Source organism: Vogesella sp. AC12, from assembly GCF_024437575.1.
GTDB lineage: Bacteria > Pseudomonadota > Gammaproteobacteria > Burkholderiales > Chromobacteriaceae > Vogesella > Vogesella indigofera.
Genome location: NZ_JANFNU010000007.1, coordinates 131,455 through 150,335, shown reverse-complemented (window position 1 = coordinate 150,335; position 18,881 = coordinate 131,455). Strand labels below are relative to the sequence as shown.

Genomic DNA, 18,881 nt, shown 5'->3' with positions numbered 1-18,881 from the left:
AGTGGGTTGTCGCTTCGGGTAGAGCCGGTTGGTGCAAGTTACCCCTAGCTTGCAGATTTTACGCAAATGCTGCTGGATTATCGGACAGGAATGGCTATAGAAGCCGGGGCGATTCAGTCATCACCATTCATGCCAAGCCCACGGCCGAGGTGTGCAACCGTCTGCACTTGAGCCTGTGGGTCCGGCCAGATTCGGATGGAGATAATCCCTAAATTTTTTCCATCAGCAAGACCTGTTGGCGCCGCAAGTGCGCTCGAAAAAGCGCCGGATAATCGGTGGAAACAGCGGCTATAACGCTGGCTCTTACCCTGAGCTTTTTACGCCAAGCATTGACCCTGGGAAAGTCGGCGAAAAGCGACGCGTCACGATCTGTTTCCAAAACATCGAAGTAGCGGAAGACGGGTGCAAAGACCACATCCACCATGCCAAAGGTCTCTCCGTCGAAGTACGGGCCGAGGCTTGGCACTTTTTCGAGTTGGGCCAACTTGTCCTTGAGCGAGGTGGCTTTCACGTTGGCGGTGACATGATCCTTGGCGTTCAAATATCCCCACGCCTCTGCCAGCGTTGCCGAGCCAAATTCAATCCATGCGCGATGTTTGGCTCGCGCCAGTGGATCGTCTGGATACAGGCTCGGCCCAGGCTGTGTTTCCTGCAGGTATTCACAAATCGCCACACTCTCAAACAGTACTTCATTGGAACCACCGGCTTCTTGAACTTGAAGCATGGGTACTTTACCGGTCGGCGAAATCTCCAAGAACCAAGCGGGCTTGTCACTAAGATCAACGTTGATGCGCTGAAACGGAACTTGCTTTTCTAGCAACACGATGGCCGCCCGTTGAACGAACGGACATAGCGGGTGGCTAATCAGGGTAAGCGTAGGCATTGTTGTGTGAGGCTCGAATTGTCTGTTTAGAGGAGGGGGCACGGGGATGTTTTCCCGTGTCCCCTATTGCCGTTGCTTCGCCGGAGGGCTCAAGGTTTGACGCCGGAGGGCACCTTCAGCGCCGGGTTGTCCAGAGATGGCCCCAACCACTTTCACCGGGCTCCAACGTTGCGCGATCAGCCGTTGAGCATGCGGCCGCCATCAACAACGATTTCCGATCCGACCGTCCAAGGGGACTCGTCGGAGGCCAGGTACAGCACCGCCTTGGCCACCTCCTCCGGCGTACCGAAGCGGCCGAGCGGGATGGTGGCCGCAATGTCCTTGTTAACTTGCTCGCGGTAGGCATCGGGGATACCGAGCTTGTCGTACAGCGGCGTTTCGATCGGGCCGGGACTGACCGCGTTGACGCGAATCCCGCGCCCAAGCAGTTCGGTCGAAAGCGTCTTCGACATGTTCAGGACCGCGGCCTTGGTGGCGGCATAAACGGAAGAGCGCTCGGCCCCGACATGCGCACTAATGGACGTGTTGAGCACGACGGACGCAGGGCGAGCGAACACTGGAAGCAATGCCTGGAACAGGAAGTACGGTCCCTTGACGTTGACATCGAACGAGCGATCGAACATCTCTTCTGTCCACTCCTCGAATGGCAACCAGACGGATACGCCGGCGTTGAGGAAGGCAACGTCAAGTTGGCCATAGTGGTCTTTGACGGCTTGTGCCAGTTTCTTTTGCGCTGCGACGCTAGCCGAGTCGGAGCGCAGAACCGGAACCTCGGACCCCAGCTCGGCCCGAGCCTTTGCGATCGAATCGGGATTGACGCCCGTAACGATGACGCGGGCGCCTTCGGCCAGAAACTGCTTCGCGGTTTCCAGACCGATGCCGCTGGTGCCGCCAGTGATGAGAGTACGTTTACCTTGCAAGCGCGACATTGAGTTCTCCTGTAAGTGACAACCAACCGTGGTCGACAGGGAGAAGTGTGCACCCATGCTTGATAGGCGATAAGATGGCCAATTCGAATATGTTTCATGCTTTTATTGCATGAACTGGAGGCTGCTTGGACCGATTCCTCTTGATGACATGCTTCGCACGTGCCGTAGAGACGGGAAGCTTTTCTGCCGCAGGGCGAGATTTGGGCTTGGGACAACCCAACGTCAGTCGCTACGTGGCGGCGCTGGAAGATCACCTCCAAACGCGGCTGCTGCACCGATCCACACGCAAGCTTGCCTTGACGCCGGAGGGCGAACGCTACTACGCCGACATTCGGCGAATTCTTGATGCTGTGGACGAATCAGAATCGTCATTCAGGAACAACGTCGATCCATCGGGACTCTTGCGCGTGGCCTGTCCCACCGCGCTGGCACATGCATTCGTGTTGCCGCACGTACCGGCTCTTTTGGAGCGTTACCCCAGATTGACACTGGATCTCCAGATCAACGATCGCTACGCGAACCTTGTTGATGAGGGGATCGAACTCGCAATTCGCATCGGACATTTGGAGGACAGTGCGCTGCGCGCTCGGCGCATTGGATTGTACGAGCGCGTGTTCGTGGCGAGTCAGGACTACCTGGCTAAACGCGGGGTGCCGCATACACCGGATGACCTGCGTGATCACGACTGCGTGATCTACACCTTGCTGTCGTCCGGTGCGACATGGCGTTTTCGTGACATCGATATTCCGGTTTCTGGCAGGCTGAGGGTTAACTCACCCGACGCCGTTCGTGCAGCGGTCACCGCAGGTTTAGGGGTTGGGCATGGGCCAGAATGGCTGTTTGAGGAAGGGTTAAAAAGCGGTCGCCTGCAGTTAATTCTGGCGGGATATACTGCTCCGGCCGTCCCTGTTCAGATCGTCTATGTTGCAAACAGGCTTCTTCCAACACGGGCGATCGTGTTTATTGAATTCATTGCCGACGTATTTTCAAAAATTGCCGCTTTCAACAAACATCTCCCATTGCCCAAGCCTTAAGCGAGTGATTGCTACCCCCAGCGGCATCCTGTAGCGCTGCAGAAAAGCACATGTTTTTTAGCAGGCTGAACAGCGGTCGGCCGTATCCCCGCCGGCGGCGGGCTGCTTTCGTAGAGCAAAGCAGACGTTGGCCGCTGCAGCCAGAGGGGCGACAGCGGGTCGAGAGCGGCCCTTGGCTGCTGAGGAAAGCAGTCATTCAGACTGGGGTTATCGCCACGGGCCGCTAGCTGACTGATTGCCGACGTTGCGCAGGGTACATCCCAGTGGCCGCTAAGGCCGATGACCCGCCCGTGTGCATGCTCGTTCGGCCAAGCTAGCTTAGTCGATGTTTTGACGACCTATTCGTTTTGGTTACATAGCTCTGCAAGCCTGGAGGGGATAGTCACCAGCGCGTTACCTTCGCCCTGTAACTTGATGATGCGCTCGTCCCGACGCCGCTCCCAGTCGTCAACCGGATAGGTCTTCGCCCAGGCACACCACAGCTGTTTATCCTGATTGCTCATTTTCAGGTTATAGCGTTGGTGCATATAGAGACTGATCCGCACTGCCCGGCCACGCACTTCTTCGCGGGGCTGAAATCGTTTGAGCTTGAAGTCTGGTAGGCTTAGGCACTGCCCGTAAACCGGTGTTGGGTTTCGCATCCACGCACCGAATGAGAGGTTGCCACGGTCGCCGTTGACTTCGCCGATCGCCGGGACCAGATTGTTCAGATCCCATCCATTTGCGCAAACAACTTGTCGGTCGCCGTGCAGTTCTTCCGGCCGCCATTCTGCCAACACTGCCGTTGTGAGCCGAGATGGGATGCCGGCACCACGTGCTCCTCGATGCGACCGGCACGTGTTGCATTCTTGCGCGGGACATAACCACAGCTGTCCAGATCGACTGTTTTGCCGCTATAGGCACAGCCGCAGTAGAAGTCGACTTCCATGCCGGCAAAGACGCGGGGTAAAACTTTCTTGGCATCATCATGGCTAAACCCTGCCGCGAAACAATCGCATCGACCATGGCATTGACCAAGGCTCCAGAAAAAACAACACTTACTGCGGCAAATGGGTTTCCCTGCAGCTTTTGCAGCATCTAGCCGTTCAACTCAGCCTTCAGGCTTTCTTTGACGACAGGAAAGACTAGCTTCGTCGTATTGCGCTCTTGAGTGGCCTCAGCGGGGCAATACGGCAGGTTCAAAGACCACCATGCTGGACAACCTACCTAGGTGAAAGCCCCACGAATGTGTAGCGGTTTTCGCTACCCATTCGCTGCTACTTGAGGGTCGAGAAAGTCTGCCCAAGATTGCATCATTAGGCGACGCTCTTCCAGTAAATCGGTCCGGTGATAGGCGGCTTCAACTTTGTTTTCAATGGCGTGCGCCAAGGCACGTTCAGCAAGATCTTTGCGGTAACCATTTTCACTGGCCCAGTCGCGAAAGCTAGATCGAAAACCATGTGCCGTAGCTGCTCTTCCTTCTGTGTCGCTTTGGGCTTGTTCGCGGCGCAAAAATGAAGTCAATATCATGTCAGAAGGAACTTTCCCTGCGGGACTAGGGAAAACGAGCTCTTCGTGCAAGCCCTGCTGTGACTGAAGGATCAATACGGCTTGATTGCTAAGGGGCACTCGGTGCTGGATACCAGCTTTCATTCTGCCAGCGGGAATTGTCCAGATTTTATTCGCAAGATCGAATTCCCCCCATTGAGCCGCACGTGCCTCTCCGGATCGCGTGGCGGTTAAGATCAGAAACATCAGGAGTGGTCTGGTTGTTTCCCCTCGAGGGTAGTTCCTTACCCTGTCAGATACAAAACGTCGTATATCTCGCCATGGCATCGCAGGTTGGTGAGCATGCGATGCTTTTTGAGGTGGGAGTAGTCGGCTTACAACGTCTATGGGGTTTGCCTGCACGAAACCATGTGCCCATGCCCATGCCATGACTGCATGGCAGCGTTGCTTGATACGAGAAGCTGTTTCAGGTGTATCTAGCCAAATGGGACGTAAAGCATCGGCAAAATGACTCGGTTTCAGTATGTCAACGGTCAGGCTGCCAAGCTTGGGAAAGATGTGAGCCCTGAGGGTATTTATCCATTGCTGTCCATGCTTCAAGTTCTTCCAGCTGGGAAGTAGTTCCTCATAGACCCGGTAGGCGGCTTGCTCAAAGGTGGGGGTACAAGTAGCTACTGCCTCTACCTCCAGAGGGTCGATGTTCTTGGCAATAAGCTCTCTTGCCTCTGTACCAAGCTGTGTGGCTTGGGCAATGCTAACTGCAGGGTAACTACCAAGCCCAAGTGACCTACGCTTACCCGTGATTGGGCTGACATAACGTAGCTTCCATTGCCCGTGCCCTTTTGTCTTGAGCGGGTGCAGGGTGAGACCAGTTATTCCGCCGTGTGACAACGCTGCATCTGTAGGCTTAAGCGACTGTGCTTTTCGATCTGTAAGTATTGCCATGGTAGCCAATCTGGTAGCCATTGTGATGTGGCTTTCATGGTATACCCATGGAACTCAATAGACAACAAACCAGCACAACACCATGATTTTCAATACATTTAATAGAAAACAAAGGATGTTGGTGGACTTAAATCAAGCGGACACCGCTTCCGCCAGAACTCAATAATGCGCCGTCTTAACTGGTAATAAATAGGGCTACAACCCTTGCCAGATAAGGCGGCGCATTTCATTTTCCGGCGCGCCCTGTCACCGCACCTCATCCGTTTTTTGTGGTAATTCAGTGGTAAGAAAAACGGTCTTTGTGGTAAGGCTCTGCCACGCGTCGTTATGCCGCGACCAAAATCAATCAGACAAAACCAGAAAGACGCCAATCAAGCCGTCGACTGACAGGAGATTGGCGCCTTGGCTTTAGCTAACTGCTTCACACTGCCCACCAGCAGGCAGCTTGTTAGGCAACCGTCGCTCAAGGTTTCACCAGCCGTGGCGCACCGAGCGCCAATTGGGCTTCACGCTGCCGTGGCGTGACCAGCGCGAGGTGGGTCATCACGTCGCGGCCCAGCACCAGCCGGACATCGGTACTCTGGCGCAGATCCACTTTTTCCGTAATGGCCGGTTTCAACGGCAGGCTGGCGCTCAGCCTTGCGGCCATGCCGGCATAACCGGGGCGATATTCGACCACGGTCACCGGCTGACGGAACGGCTTGCTGTTGGTGAGCCGTGCCGCCGGATGCCCCTGGGCGAGCAAGGCCTGGTTCACGCGGCGGGCCATGCCGGTTATACCGTTGCCGTTAGACACCTCGTACAGGGCAGCGCGCGCCAATGGCGGCGTATCCGTCGGCAGCGCTGGCTGCGCTGCGGCCAACATGGTTGGTGCTGCCGGTTCTACTGCTTGCTGCCGCTCGACTGGTGCCGGCTGGAGTGACGGTAGTGGTGCGATAACGGGTGCCGGCTCCGCCACCAGCGGCGGGGTGGCGGGCAGGGATGGCGCCGGAGCTATTGCTTCGACAGCAGCCGGCGTGCTGGCCGGGGCCAGCACGGGCACTGCCACCGTGGCTTCTGTTACTGGCTGGGCTACTGGCGGCGGGGCGACATTGCTGGCGGTGCTTGCCGGCGGACTGGCCGTGGCCGGGGTGAACGCCTGTTGCATCAGTTCGGCTTTCGTCTTCTGTGCCAATGCCAGATTGAGGTTGGTCGTGATCTTGGCATCGCCCGGCTTCAGCGCCGCGGCCTTCTCCAGCGCGGCGGCAGCCTCGATCGGGCGGCCTTGCAGGTAGTAGGCATAACCAAGGTTGTTATAGAAGTGCGCGGTATCCGGCGCGGCCGCCAGTGCCAGCTGGAATTCCATAATCGCCAGCTCGAACTGGCGCCGACCGGCGTAGAGACTACCGAGCGCGTTGTGGGCTTCGGCGTAGTGCTTGTCCAGCACCAGCGCTTGCTGGAATGCAGGGATGGCGAGGTCGCTACGGTTCTGGCCCTGATAGTAGCGGCCAAGCTGATAGTACGCCGCCGGGCTTTCATTGCCATGGCGCACCTTCAGCAGCGGCTGGAAGCCCCACGCCTGTTTCGGCGGCACCGATTCGCAGCTTTGCAGCAGGGGGACACAGCACAGCAGCGACAACAGCAGCGGAGTGTTTTTCATGGCGTTTTCTCCCATGACATGCTCGATAACGGCTTGCGCCACGCCCGGCTAACCGCCACCGCCGAACGATGGCAGCAGCACGCGGTAGATCTGGATGAATGCCGGCCCCAGCAACACCAGCAGCAGGGCAGGGAAGATGCAGAAAATCAGCGGAAACAATAGCTTCAGCGGGATCTTGGCAGCGGCTTCTTCTGCACGCAGGCGGCGCTTGGTACGCAGATCATCGGCATGCACGCGCAGCGATTCGCCGATACTGGTACCGAAGCGGTCCGCCTGAATCAGCATCGCCACCAGGGTATCCACCTCCTGCACCCCGGTACGCATCGCCAGGTTGCGCAGCGCGCGATCCTTGCTGCTGCCGGCGCGCAGCTCCAGATTCACCAGATGCAGTTCGTCGGCAAGAATGGTGCTCTTGATGCGGATTTCCTCGCCGACTTTCAGCAGCGCCGCGTCCAGCCCCAGACCGGCCTCGACACAGACCAGCAGCAGGTCGATGGCATCGGGAAAGTTGTTGAAGATTTCCTGCTGCCGCTGCTCGATGCGCCGTGCCAGGATGATGTTGGGCAGGTAGTAGCCGACTGCGGCGGCAAACAGCATCGAGATCAGGAAGTTGTTGCCTTCCATGTGCCCGCCGGTGAGGCCGATGTACAGAAACAGCACGCCAGGGAACACCAGCGCCAACAGGGTCTTGGCACCGAAGTACAGCGGTATCGCCGAGGTGCCGCGGTAGCCGGCATTCATGAAGCGGATGCGGATCGGCGAGCTTTCCCAGCCGTCGGAGGGCACCGACAGCCTCGCCAGCGGCGTGGCAATCTTGATGGCCTTGGCCACCCAGGCCGAAGCATTGTCGGTGTCCAGCGGCGTATCCGCCTGCACCACCTTTTCCAGACGGGCCTTTACCCGGTTGGGGGCGACTTGCATCGAGATGGTCAGCGCGACGCCAAACACCACCAGAAAGATGATCGCCAGGTAGATCCATTGTGAGGTATTCATGACTGTTTCCTCGCCATGACAAGTAAGGGTGCCGTCAGACTTTGATCTTGATGATCTGCCGCATCCAGAAAATCCCGGCGATCATCATGCAGCCGATCAGCGCGACCATCATGAAGCCGCTGGGGTCTTCCCATAACACCTTAAGGAAGCCCGGATTGATCAGCTGGATCACCCCGCCCACTGCAAACGGCAGCAGGGTCAGGATCCACGCCGACAGTTTGCCTTCGGCCGACAGCACCCGGATGGTGCCGTACAGTTTCAGCCGCGCCCGGATCAACGCGCTGATATTGCCAAGCAGCTCGGCCAGATTGCCGCCGGTTTCGCGCTGGATCAGCACCGCGATCACCATATAGCGCAGGTCGGTACTAGGGATGCGCGTCGCCAGGTTCATCAGCGCCTCCTGCATCGAGAAGCCGTAGTTGACCTCGTCGAAGGCGATGCGGAATTCACCGGCAATCGGATCGGACATTTCGTCGCCGATCATCTTCAACGATTGGGGCAAGGCATGGCCGGAGCGCAAGGCCCGGCACATCAGGTCCAGCGCATCCGGCAGTTGCGCCTCGAACTGCACCAGCCGCTTGTGGCGGGCGTTCATGACGATCATCCACGGGATGCAGGCGCCTGCCAGCGCGATCAGCAGCGACAGCAGCAGCGGCAGCGGGAAAAAGCGGCTGGCAATGAATGCGGCCAACCCTAGCGCCAGGCTGAAGCCGAGAAACACCCCGACATTCAGCTTCAGCCCGGACTGCACCAGAATGCGGTCCAGCTTGTGCACGCGCGGGAATGCCAGCAGGACGCGCTGTATCATTTTGGAGTCGCTGAGCAGCCGTTCTTTCATCAGCTGCATTGCTTCGCCGTGATGCGCGCCGGCAGACATCGCCTGCAAGCGGCGTTCGATGCGGCTGGCCTCCGGACCCTTGTACGAGTTCCAGGTCAGGAAGGCGCCTTCCAGCAGGAAGACCACCGCGACAAAGATCAGCAGGATGAGGATGGCAAAGGTCGTGTCCATGATGGCACCTACTCGAATCGTTTGCTGGGATCGAACAGCGCGTCCGAAATCTCCACGCCGTGCGTTTTCAGGCGCTCGATGAACTTCGGCCGCACACCGGTGGCGCAGAAGTAGCCCTGTACCGCACCGTCCACACCAATGCCGGTTTGTACAAACTGGAAGATCTCCTGCATGGTGATCACGTCACCCTCGGTGCCGGTAATCTCCTGGATGCTGGTGACCTTGCGCTTGCCATCAGTAAGGCGCGCCACCTGGATCACCACACTCAGCGCCGAGCTGATCTGCTGGCGGATCACCTTGGGCGGCAGGTTCATCCCGGCCATGCCCACCATGTTTTCCATGCGAGTGATGGCGTCGCGCGGGGTGTTGGCGTGGATGGTGGCCATCGAGCCTTCGTGACCGGTGTTCATCGCCTGCAGCATGTCGACGGCCTCTGCACCGCGCACCTCGCCAAGGATGATGCGATCCGGCCGCATGCGCAGGCTGTTGCGCACCAGCGCCCGTTGCGGCACTTCGCCCCGGCCCTCTATATTGGGCGGGCGGGTTTCCAGCCGGATGATGTGCGGCTGCTGCAGCTGCAGTTCGGCGGCATCTTCAATGGTGATGATGCGCTCCGTATCGGGAATGAAACCGGACAGGATGTTGAGCAGGGTGGTCTTGCCGCTACCGGTACCCCCGGAAATCAGCATGTTGATCTTGGCCTTGGCCAGCCCCTTGATCACGGTGCCCATGTCCGGCGTCAGGCTCTTCAGCTCGATGATGTCGTTCAGGCGTAGCGGGGTGGCGGCAAAACGGCGGATCGACAGCATCGGCCCGTCAATCGCCAGCGGCGGGATGATGGCGTTGACGCGGGAGCCGTCCGGCAGACGGGCATCGACCATCGGGCTGGATTCATCGACACGCCGCCCGACACGCGACACGATCTTATCGATGATCTTCATCAGGTGCGCATCATCGGTAAAGCGCACATCGGTCTGTTCCAGCTTGCCGCGGCGTTCGACATAGACCTGCTGGAAGGTGTTGACCAGAATGTCGGAGATGGTCGGGTCGGCCAGCAGTGGCTCCAGCGGGCCGAGGCCAAGCATTTCGTGCTGGATGTCCTTGACCAGGCTGCGCCGCTCATTGTCGTTGAGCGCCGCATTTTCTTCGGCCAGCAGCCGTTCCACCAGGATCTTGAGCTCGTCTTTCAGGCGCTCGGGGGCGAGGCTCTCCATCACACCCAGATCAACCCGCTCCAGTAGTTTCTGGTGAATACGGGATTTCAGGTCGTGGTAGGACTCGTAATTGGCCGACGTGGCCGACTTGACGATGGCCTGCAAGGTTTCGGAGCTGGGCTGGATTGATTCGAGCCGATCGCGCAATGACATGATAGCTACCCCTTTGCCGATGATCAGTCTGCTCGGGCACCGAAGTGGCGGGTTATCAGGCTGATGTCTTAGTTGCCGAGAGATTTATCTTTAACAAGCATTCCATTCAATGAAAGGTGCCAGGCATTACTCGGGCGTTTGCGGAGCCGATGTGGGCCCCAGCGCACCGCCGCTACGAACGGGCGGGATGCCCCCCTGAATGTGCTGCAGCAGATTGCCCCACCACGAGGTTTCGCCATTGCCGCCTTGCACCAGTTCCCGCCCCAGTTCCTGCAGGGTGCGCGCCACCGGATTGTTGGGCGACAACTTGCTGATCGGAATCCCCTGGTTCACCGAAGTCGCCACCGCCTTGAAGCTGTTGGGGATGGTCTTGTACACCGTCATCCCCAGTGTGCGTTCGACATCCTCCAGCCGGATGTCGCCGCCTTTTTCATAGCGGTTGACCAGCAGCTTGATCTTCTCCTGCGAGTAACCCAACGAGCGCAGCACATCCAGCAGCCGGCGGGCATCGCGAATGAACGGCAACGTGATCTGCAGCACCGGGAACACCACGTCGGCGTGATCCAGTGCCTTGATGCTGACCGGGTCCAGCGCGCGGCCAACGTCCAGGATAATCACGTCATAGTGATTACGCGCCAGGTTGACCAGGGTATCGATGTGGCTGGGACTGACCTCCATCGCCTGCACCGGGTCTTCCGGCGCCGACAGGATGCCCAGGTTGGGCAGCACGTTCAGCAGGCTGGAGGCAAGGAACGAGGCATCCATGCGCATGATCTGGCGTGCCACCTCGGCCAGGTTGGTCGTCGGCTTGTGGTCGGAAATGAACAGCGAGGCATCGCCAAACTGCAGGTTGACGTCGATCAGGATCACATTCTTGCCTTCCTGCGACGCCAGGTTGTAGGCAAGATTGGTCGACAGGAAGGTCGAGCCGCTGCCGCCCTTGCACGGGATAAAGGCAAACACCTTGCCCTTCTGACGCGAGGTATTCTGCAGATTGCGCTTTTCTTCGACCCGTACCAGCGCCAGATGCAGCGCATCGCGGCCAACGGGGGAGGGCAGTACCTCGCGCACGCCGGCACGCATCGCCCGCAACAGTACTTCCGGCGTCTGGCTGCTGGATAGCAGAATCAGGGTGATGTCGGGGTGGCGCAGGTTCAGCTGTGCCAGCGGAGAAAAATCCGCCAGGGCTTCGTCGGTCGCACTTTCCAGAATGATGATGTCGGGGCGCAACTGGTCGGCAACCGGTGCCAGCATCTCCGCCCCACCGGTGAACACCTTGACATCGCGACTGCTGTCCGTTTCGACAAAGCGGCGCAGTTCATCCAGGTTCTTGGTGTTGTGCGAAATAATCGAGATTCTCATGATTGCGCCTCAACTAAAAATGGTTGCGCCCGCAGGCGTTGATTGGCCGCCGATGGTTTAACCATCAAGGCGACGCACAATCAGGGTTGGCATCGGCACCAGTGCCGGTGGCAAGGCTTTCCCGAGTCAGCGTGGTACTGAATGCCGGTATCCGCCACGACTCATTCATAAACGGGAAGACGTAATGGAATGCCGGCGCATTGGGCGAAATGGACACCGTCACGCTCTGGCAATTTGCCGCGCCGGTACAGCCGCTTGGTTCGTAAGTGACCACGATGTCATTGACGTCGGTAATCGGCAGGAACTTCTGCATCGATGTCTTGATGTTGGCCGCATTCATGTCACAAACCACCGCCAGGCGGGCACCGCGCCGCGTCGCCTCCACCGCCGAATTCCAGGTAAACATCAGCCGGCCAAACTCCATGATGCCAAGCAACAGGGAAAACAGGATCATGGCGACCAGTGCAAACTCCACGGCCGCCACGCCACGCTGTGCCTGCCTGCGGGGCAGCCGCAGCTGCCGGAATGAGGTTTTCATAGGTTTGCCTTCATTACAGTGCGAATCTGGCCAAAGGTAATGGTGGACAGATCTGCGGTAACAAACGGAACCAGCGAAACAAACTGGTAATTACTGACCGTCACCGACACCAGATTGACAACCGGTGCCGTGCCCTGCGCGAGATGATCTGCGCAGCGCTGCCAGTCGCAAATCGTCACCGTGGCACTACCTAGTGCCGGCGCCAGCAAGGTGCCGCTGCAGCTGGTGTTGCCATAGCGCACGAGACAGGTCGCCTCGGTATCCTTGGTGCCGGGCTGCTGCGCCGACAGATAGCGCGCGGCATCGCGCGTGGCCTTGGTCACCGTATTGAACTGGTAAAACGCCCGGCCGAACTCGGTGATGCCGAACACGATAAAAATTAGCGGCATCAACAGGATCGCCATTTCGACGGCGGCAACACCCTGTTGGCGAGAGCGCGGTTGCATGGCCATCTCCTATCTCGCCAACGCCGGCACTTTGGGGCCGACTCCGCCACCGGCGCCCGGCAGCCCCAGCGTGGCACACGGGTTGCCCGGCACATCAGCCTGACCGCGATACTCAACAAAGGTGTCGCTACCCGGTCCTGGCATCGGCTGCAACAGCAGTACGCAGGCAAACTTCTGGATCGGCACCGTCTGCGACCCGGCCCAGCTGCCACAGTTGACAATCGGCATCAGCGCCAGTCGCCGGTCGGCCCCATTGCTATCCAGTTGTGCCGTAGTGGCGCTGCGCGGATTACCGATCAGGGTGATACCGGCTGCGGTGTCCCCCTGATAAACGGCATTGGCCACCCTCGACGCCAGAAAATTGGGCGTGGCGCCGGAGGTACCGTTGTAGGCGTTGAACTGGCTGACCCAGGAGGTTGCGGTATAGGCAAAGCCGGTGAAATCCGGCGGTGCGGTGCTAACGCTTTCACTACCCTGATACAGGCCAAAACGGGTATTCCACGCCTGGGCAATGGATTGCTGCATACCGGTTTGCCCGACGGAATTGGAGATATTCAAGTTGCACTGCCCGGAGCCGGTCAGCAGTGCGGACAGTTCACTGGCACCGCCGGCAGGAGGCGAGTAGTCAATGAGGTTGAAACTACCAGTAAAGCCGCCACCGGCAGTGAAACGACTGCCGTACCATTTACCGACACAGAAACCGTAGCTATCAGGAGCCGTGCCATCCGGGCAACTGGCGGGTGGTGTCTGCTGGCACAGCCCCACCGGAATGGCGCAGTTGGTCTGCGATGGCGACAGGGCGGCCACCGCATGTGCGGTCACCGTTTGCGCGCCAGCCCCCATGACCTGCATGAACCAGGGCATGATGCCGGTTTGCGGCAGGGTGCATTTGGCGTATTTCATGTTCGGGATGCTGGCTGCCGCCACCGCATTTTTGGTGAAATAGGTGCCGGTCAGCGTGTCGCTGAAGGTGACGTCGCTATTGACCAGCACCGAAACCGCATCGTCCTGGAAGTTGACATTGTTGCGCTGCCCGACGGTGATGCCGGCGCTTTCCGCCCGGTTCAGCGATTCGGCATCGCCTTTCAGCTCTGCCGCCGCGGCCAGAGCGCAGGCGTCTGCCGCGTTGCTCAACTCGGTCTTGGTGATGAACAGCCGCCCCAGATCAGCGACCAGCCCCAGGAAACCGACCAGGACAACGATACATAGCCCGACGATGATGGCTACCGCGCCTTCCTGATATCGCCGGCCCGGTAGCTTGCCAGTGCGTTTCATAAAGCCACCTCATGCATCTGATCCTGAAACAAGGCGGGATTATTTGCCGCCACCCAACACATCAATGGTAAGAATGCCGGCGGTGGAAGGCGGCTTCTGGAACGACTCGTGGTAGCGATCCATGCCTTCCTTCGCCGCCTTGCCGTCGATGCCGGTGACCGGATCCATGTCCTGCGAGGCCTCCGGATTGATGGTCTGCTGCGCCTTGGCCATGTTGACGGCTTCACCGAAGCGGCTATCCAGATACGGGGTCGACGAGCAGGCCGTCAGCAGTGATGCCAGCAAAACCGTGCGGGTAATCATCACCAGTTTGTAAGTTCGCATGACTTGGCCTCCTTATTTCACTTCAAAGCCGGATGGCGCTTGAGGGGCTTGTGGCTGCACCGGCGGGGGAGCACCTTCGCCGGAACTGGCGCCTGCGGCAGCTGGCGGTTTGCCTTCCATCTTCCCGCCGAGGAAGAACTCAGCCCGGTTTGGCGGGGTGTAGTTGTCGGTCGGCAAGGCATAGTTTGGCGGCAGCGGTTTCACTAGCCGTGGGGTCACCACGAAGATCAGCTCGGTCTTGTCGGTCTGGAAGCTGCTACTGCGGAACAGGGCGCCCAGAATCGGGATTTCGCCCAGCAGCGGGAAGGCGCTGATGTTGGTGGTGACGTTGTTCTTGATCAGGCCGCCGATGGCGAAGCTCTGGCCATCACGCAGTTGCACGGTGGTCGCGGCACGGCGGGTGGTGAACGACGGCAGGATGGCGGTGCCATTGAGGCCGGTGATATTGACGCCGCTAGCATTCAGCTCGGAGACCTCTGGCGCTACTTTCAGGTTGATCCTGCCGCCATCCAGTACAGTCGGGGTAAAGCGCAGGGCCACGCCGAACTCTTTTTCTTCCAGGGTGATGGTCTGGCCGCCGCTACTACTATTCTGCGCTACCGGGATGAATATCTTGCCACCGGCGAGGAAGCTCCCTTCCTGACCACTGATCGCCATCACGGTCGGCTCGGCCAAGACCTTGACCAGACCGTCATCGTGCTGACCATCGATCTCAAAACTTCGCCGATTGGAAGTGCCACCATTGTTGCCACCCAACAGTAGCCCGATAGCGTTGGACGCGTTGCCGGACAGGAAATTGGTATCCCAGTTAAAGTTCCAGCCGCCATGATTCAGCACCCCGGCCAGGTTGATGCCGACCTGGTCCAGCAGCTTCTTCGAGATTTCCGCCACTTTGACTTCCAGCATCACCTGCTGCGGTGCATCCACCGACAGCATGTTGATGACCTTGGATTGACCGGCGTAGGCTGCGGCCAACGTCATGGCCTTGTCGACCCGGGTCGAATCCGCCACGGTGCCGGTCAGCACCAGCGAATCGGAGGCGGCACTCACCTTGATACGGCTGCCTTCACCGGCCAGCATGTCGTTGAGCGAGCTTTGCAGCGAGGCGGTGTCCACCCCGACGGTGACATCGACCAGCATGCACTGGCCGGTGCGGCTCAGCAGGATGATATTGGTTGAGCCCACGCTCTTGCCCAGCAGGTAGATTTCGCTCGGACTCAGCAGGATCACATCCAGCCCGGCCACCCCCGCATTGGCCTTGCCTTCTGGGGCTTTCTTGTCGTCACCCTCTACGCCTTCCTTGGGCTGTGCCGCTTGCGTCCCCGCCGGATTGCCCAGCAGGATGCGGCTGACCGGTGAAGTCGTCTTCAGGCGGAAGGACTTGCCGACGGTGACATTGACCATCGGTGCCGATTCGATGGTATTGCACGGTGTCGTGGCCGCCGCTTTCGGGGCGATGGTGGCGGCCTGGGTCGTCGTGGCCCACATCATCATGCAGCTGGTGGCGATTGCCAGCGCACCCAGATTCAGGCGGGGCAAGCGTGCTTCGGCAGGTTTCTTTTTCATTATGACTTTACTCCCTAACGAATTGGGCTGGATGTCTGACAGTTAGAAACACTCGATATGTCGAGACGTGCCGCTGACGATTTCTACACAGTTCTGGGTTGCCGCGATCGGGGCTGGCTGGGCAGGCCGTTTCACGATGACTTTCTTCACCACCCGCTTGGCCACCGGTTTGCTGGCCGCCACAGGCTTGGCCACTGGTGCCGGCTCGTCGCCGCGCAGGAGGATTTGCTTGGTAATGCCGGAGGTTTCTACCGGTTTGGGGTCAACCTGATTGCGCAACACCAGAGACAAGGTGCCGACACTGCGTGCCAGGTCCAGCTTTTCGGCTTGCTCTGGCGTAACCTCCAGCGTCACCGCGTTGACCACCTTGGGTTTGGTATCGTCGCGGCTGGCTTCCTGCGCCACCGCCAGCACCAGGATGTGCTCCAGCACAATCTTGGAAATACTCATATCCACCTTTTCCTTGACGTTGGCTTTGGCGTCTTCGGTGGTATTGACGAGGATATCGACATAGTTGCCGGGCAAGGCAAAGCCGGCCACACCGATCACGTCGTTAACCCGTACCGTCATCGCGCGTTTGCCTTCCATCACCACCGCCGACAGGCCGCCCTTGGTACCCAGCGGCGCCAGCTTCGACTCCAGAATCGCCTCGCCACGCAGTACGCTGGTTTTCAGCACCCGCCCATCCAGCGTCTGCGGATCGATAATCGCGCCTTCTGGAATGCTGCCGCTTGGCCAGTCAACCAGGCGCAACATCTCCGGCGTCAGCTTGGAACCAAGATCGACATCCACCGCCGCGATAACCACTTTCTGGGCGGAGACATTGGTCTGCTTGTTGATCCATTGCGATGCCATCACCACGGCCACCAGGCCGACGATGACGGACACCACGATCATTGCTATGGCTCTTGGGTTTTTCACTGCCTTCTCCCCACACTTGATTGAAAGCTCAAGCCAGGTCGCGACCGCAACCTATCCCTTGGTGTAGTAGTTTTCCCATGCCCACGTCAGCAGCTCCTCGTTCAGCTCCGGCTTGATGCCCTGGTAAAAGGCAAAATCGCGGACCTGTTCCAGCAAATCGCGTGGAATACAGGCGAGGAGGGGCTTGTCGTGCTTGCCGTGCAATTCATCAATCACAAACCGCAGTCCCTCGTCGCTAAAGGGAATGCCCAGGCGGGCACAGTTCTGCTCGAAAATCGCGCGGTATTCTTCTTCCTCAAGCTTGCCGATGTAAATCTTGTAACCAAGCCGGCGCAGGAATGCCTCGTCGGCCAGCGTGCTTGGCGGAATGTTGCTGGAGAAAATCACAATGACATCGAACGGCACCATGAACTTGGTGCCGGTATGCAGCGCCAGATAGTCCACACGGCGATCCAGCGGCACGATCCAGCGGTTCATCAGCATTTGTGGCGAGACCAGCTGCCGCCCAAGGTCGTCGATAATCAGCAAGCCATTGTTGGCCTTGACCTGTGGTGGCGCCTGGTAAAAGCGGGTGTTCTCGTCGAAATCCAGATCCAGCATCGACAGGGTCAGTTCGCCACCGGTGATCACGACCGGGCGCTGGCACTCGATCCAGCGCGCATCGTGCAGAGGCCCCTTGTCCAGCGAGCTGCCACTGTGACTGCTCGCCACAGGCTGGTGTACCAACGGGTCGAACAGCTGGATCACCTCGCTATCCACCAGCACGGCATAAGGAATGGTGCAGTTGCCGGTCAGCAGGGTAGCCAGATGTTCGGAGACATAAGTCTTGCCGCTGCCGGGCGGGCCGTATACCAGGATGGCCCGGCCGGAGTTCATCGCGGCGCCAAGCTGGTTCATGGTGTTCTGTCGCAGGACAAAACCCTTGAAGCCTTCGGCAACCAGTTCTTTGGTGACTTTCATGTTGGCCACCGACTGCCGGCGCACCGCATCGTTATAGGCCTGGAGCGTCACCGGGGCAGGGCCGGCGTAATGGCTTTTCTGCAGGTAGGTCTGGGTGCGGTTGCGGCCAACGTCGGTCAGTGTGAAGGCAATGGTGGCTTCCGTTTCATTACGACCGGATACCTCGCACAGCTGTTCGCTACGCATGAAGGCCAACAGCGGCTCCAGCACACTGAGCGGCAGCTTGGTCAGGTTGACCAGATCGACCAGCCGGATCTGGCCATGAAAGAAGAGGGTCTTGCAGAGCAGCTCCACCAGAAACAGGAAATCCAGGCCGGTTTCTTTCACAGTCTGCGGAGCACGGGGCAAAATATCACGAGAAGGAGTGTTGCCTTGTAATTCCAAACCATCTGGATTGAACATTTTCATCACTCCTCGCCAACATAAAAACCGAACCGGGTATTTATGCAATGAGATATAGCCCAGCAAAAACCATTAACCAAGGATAATTTTTCGATAATCAATCGCTAACAAACAAGCACAACAAAACAGCGCCAGCGTTAGCAGGCGCATTGATCTGGCAATGAAAATTTATTTAAAAACCACAACCAACCAAATCAAATTCCTTGCCAAATCAGATAACTAGCCGTACCCACGGAAATAGCCATGGCATAAGGTAGCGTCCCCACAGAATTCACGCCCGCAGGGTGAGTCGACGGCTTATCACCAGCGATTTTGGCAGCGCCCGGCAGTACCATGAATATGCTGTTACTCAGCATTTGACGTGCCATTTTCAACTTCAACGCGAATACCAGGGACAACACACCACCGGCCAACAAGGTACATAACACGACACCAAAGATCGCTGGCGAACCGGTAAAACAGCCAACCAGTGCCATTAATTTGACATCTCCCGCCCCCATGACACGCAACAGATAAAGCGGCAGGAATAATCCGAATCCGAATGCCAGCCCCTTGAGGGCTGACACAATACCTTCACCATCCAGCAAAAATGCCTGTGCCAGCAAGCCAATGACAATACCGGTAAGGACTAGTCTGTTTGGAACTTTTCTGGCTTTCATATCGGTAAAAACGGCAGCGAGGAGGAATCCAGCAAGCAGACCCAACCTCGCCCCGAACAGAAGACCGATTCCAATGGCAGCTATCCAGGCCAGCCAGATGAAAATCATTGCCAATTATTTCCCCTTGGAGAATAACTAACG

At 58.4% G+C, this 18,881-nt stretch carries 18 protein-coding genes; 1 reads left to right on the top strand and 17 read right to left on the bottom strand.

The window, feature by feature from the left end:
• Positions 1-208: 208 nt before the first annotated feature.
• A complete protein-coding gene (locus tag NOM55_RS12340; RefSeq protein WP_255908808.1) occupies positions 209-883 on the bottom strand; it encodes a glutathione S-transferase family protein in 675 nt (224 codons plus the stop codon).
• Positions 884-1,059: 176 nt separating this feature from the next.
• Positions 1,060-1,812: an SDR family oxidoreductase gene (locus NOM55_RS12335; RefSeq protein WP_255908807.1), complete on the bottom strand. Its 753-nt coding sequence runs from the start codon at positions 1,810-1,812 to the stop codon at positions 1,060-1,062.
• Between the two features lie 125 nt (positions 1,813-1,937).
• On the opposite strand from NOM55_RS12335, the gene NOM55_RS12330 reads away from it, so the two are divergent.
• Positions 1,938-2,846: a LysR family transcriptional regulator gene (locus tag NOM55_RS12330; protein WP_255908806.1), complete on the top strand. Its 909-nt coding sequence runs from the start codon at positions 1,938-1,940 to the stop codon at positions 2,844-2,846.
• 338 nt (positions 2,847-3,184) lie between these two features.
• Here the strand turns inward: NOM55_RS12330 and NOM55_RS12325 are convergent, their stop codons facing one another.
• The 15 genes from NOM55_RS12325 to NOM55_RS12255 form a co-directional block, all read right to left on the bottom strand.
• Complete coding sequence (locus NOM55_RS12325) at positions 3,185-3,625, bottom strand: endonuclease (RefSeq protein ID WP_255908805.1); 441 nt, start codon at positions 3,623-3,625, stop codon at positions 3,185-3,187.
• A gap of 463 nt (positions 3,626-4,088) precedes the next feature.
• Positions 4,089-5,279, bottom strand: a complete 1,191-nt coding sequence (locus tag NOM55_RS12320; protein WP_255908804.1) for a tyrosine-type recombinase/integrase — start codon at positions 5,277-5,279, stop codon at positions 4,089-4,091.
• A gap of 463 nt (positions 5,280-5,742) precedes the next feature.
• Complete coding sequence (locus NOM55_RS12315; RefSeq protein WP_255908803.1) at positions 5,743-6,918, bottom strand: LytR C-terminal domain-containing protein; 1,176 nt, start codon at positions 6,916-6,918, stop codon at positions 5,743-5,745.
• 48 nt (positions 6,919-6,966) lie between these two features.
• Positions 6,967-7,911 carry a type II secretion system F family protein gene (locus NOM55_RS12310; protein ID WP_047965358.1) on the bottom strand — a complete coding sequence of 315 codons (945 nt, stop codon included), beginning with the start codon at positions 7,909-7,911 and terminating at the stop codon, positions 6,967-6,969.
• A 34-nt stretch (positions 7,912-7,945) separates the two neighbouring features.
• Entirely contained in the window at positions 7,946-8,920 is a 975-nt protein-coding gene (locus NOM55_RS12305) for a type II secretion system F family protein (RefSeq protein WP_047965357.1), read from the bottom strand.
• An 8-nt stretch (positions 8,921-8,928) separates the two neighbouring features.
• Positions 8,929-10,287, bottom strand: coding sequence for a CpaF family protein (locus tag NOM55_RS12300; protein ID WP_047965356.1), 1,359 nt, complete (start codon positions 10,285-10,287; stop codon positions 8,929-8,931).
• A gap of 126 nt (positions 10,288-10,413) precedes the next feature.
• Entirely contained in the window at positions 10,414-11,649 is a 1,236-nt protein-coding gene (locus NOM55_RS12295) for an AAA family ATPase (RefSeq protein WP_082133589.1), read from the bottom strand.
• Between the two features lie 64 nt (positions 11,650-11,713).
• Positions 11,714-12,187: a TadE/TadG family type IV pilus assembly protein gene (locus NOM55_RS12290; protein ID WP_255908801.1), complete on the bottom strand. Its 474-nt coding sequence runs from the start codon at positions 12,185-12,187 to the stop codon at positions 11,714-11,716.
• Positions 12,184-12,633 carry a TadE/TadG family type IV pilus assembly protein gene (locus NOM55_RS12285; RefSeq protein ID WP_120810093.1) on the bottom strand — a complete coding sequence of 150 codons (450 nt, stop codon included), beginning with the start codon at positions 12,631-12,633 and terminating at the stop codon, positions 12,184-12,186. Before NOM55_RS12285 ends, NOM55_RS12290 begins: the two co-directional genes overlap by 4 nt.
• 9 nt (positions 12,634-12,642) lie before the next feature.
• Positions 12,643-13,908, bottom strand: coding sequence for a pilus assembly protein TadG-related protein (locus NOM55_RS12280; protein ID WP_255908800.1), 1,266 nt, complete (start codon positions 13,906-13,908; stop codon positions 12,643-12,645).
• Between the two features lie 39 nt (positions 13,909-13,947).
• Positions 13,948-14,232: a hypothetical protein gene (locus NOM55_RS12275; RefSeq protein WP_255908799.1), complete on the bottom strand. Its 285-nt coding sequence runs from the start codon at positions 14,230-14,232 to the stop codon at positions 13,948-13,950.
• A 12-nt stretch (positions 14,233-14,244) separates the two neighbouring features.
• Positions 14,245-15,798, bottom strand: coding sequence for a type II and III secretion system protein family protein (locus NOM55_RS12270; RefSeq protein WP_255908798.1), 1,554 nt, complete (start codon positions 15,796-15,798; stop codon positions 14,245-14,247).
• Positions 15,799-15,840: 42 nt separating this feature from the next.
• Positions 15,841-16,695 (bottom strand): Flp pilus assembly protein CpaB, encoded by an 855-nt coding sequence (cpaB, locus tag NOM55_RS12265; protein ID WP_202902674.1) that lies wholly within the window; start codon positions 16,693-16,695, stop codon positions 15,841-15,843.
• A gap of 75 nt (positions 16,696-16,770) precedes the next feature.
• The gene (locus NOM55_RS12260) at positions 16,771-18,147 is read right to left on the bottom strand and encodes an ATP-binding protein (RefSeq protein WP_255908797.1); all 1,377 of its coding nucleotides are present in this window, start codon (positions 18,145-18,147) and stop codon (positions 16,771-16,773) included.
• Between the two features lie 128 nt (positions 18,148-18,275).
• Positions 18,276-18,848 carry a prepilin peptidase gene (locus NOM55_RS12255; RefSeq protein WP_255908811.1) on the bottom strand — a complete coding sequence of 191 codons (573 nt, stop codon included), beginning with the start codon at positions 18,846-18,848 and terminating at the stop codon, positions 18,276-18,278.
• Positions 18,849-18,881 lie beyond the last annotated feature (33 nt).

Bases quoted from the DNA above. Each gene is read 5' to 3' on its own strand.
- NOM55_RS12340 (WP_255908808.1), bottom strand. From the start codon at position 883: ATGCCTACGCTTACCCTGATTAGCCACCCGCTATGTCCGTTCGTTCAA.
- NOM55_RS12280 (WP_255908800.1), bottom strand. From the start codon at position 13,908: ATGAAACGCACTGGCAAGCTACCGGGCCGGCGATATCAGGAAGGCGCG.
- NOM55_RS12255 (WP_255908811.1), bottom strand. From the start codon at position 18,848: ATGATTTTCATCTGGCTGGCCTGGATAGCTGCCATTGGAATCGGTCTT.
- NOM55_RS12305 (WP_047965357.1), bottom strand. From the start codon at position 8,920: ATGGACACGACCTTTGCCATCCTCATCCTGCTGATCTTTGTCGCGGTG.
- NOM55_RS12290 (WP_255908801.1), bottom strand. From the start codon at position 12,187: ATGAAAACCTCATTCCGGCAGCTGCGGCTGCCCCGCAGGCAGGCACAG.
- cpaB (WP_202902674.1), bottom strand. From the start codon at position 16,695: ATGATCGTGGTGTCCGTCATCGTCGGCCTGGTGGCCGTGGTGATGGCA.
- NOM55_RS12300 (WP_047965356.1), bottom strand. From the start codon at position 10,287: ATGTCATTGCGCGATCGGCTCGAATCAATCCAGCCCAGCTCCGAAACC.
- NOM55_RS12270 (WP_255908798.1), bottom strand. From the start codon at position 15,798: ATGAAAAAGAAACCTGCCGAAGCACGCTTGCCCCGCCTGAATCTGGGT.
- NOM55_RS12275 (WP_255908799.1), bottom strand. From the start codon at position 14,232: ATGCGAACTTACAAACTGGTGATGATTACCCGCACGGTTTTGCTGGCA.
- NOM55_RS12285 (WP_120810093.1), bottom strand. From the start codon at position 12,633: ATGCAACCGCGCTCTCGCCAACAGGGTGTTGCCGCCGTCGAAATGGCG.
- NOM55_RS12315 (WP_255908803.1), bottom strand. From the start codon at position 6,918: ATGAAAAACACTCCGCTGCTGTTGTCGCTGCTGTGCTGTGTCCCCCTG.
- NOM55_RS12320 (WP_255908804.1), bottom strand. From the start codon at position 5,279: ATGGCAATACTTACAGATCGAAAAGCACAGTCGCTTAAGCCTACAGAT.
- NOM55_RS12335 (WP_255908807.1), bottom strand. From the start codon at position 1,812: ATGTCGCGCTTGCAAGGTAAACGTACTCTCATCACTGGCGGCACCAGC.
- NOM55_RS12295 (WP_082133589.1), bottom strand. From the start codon at position 11,649: ATGAGAATCTCGATTATTTCGCACAACACCAAGAACCTGGATGAACTG.
- NOM55_RS12310 (WP_047965358.1), bottom strand. From the start codon at position 7,911: ATGAATACCTCACAATGGATCTACCTGGCGATCATCTTTCTGGTGGTG.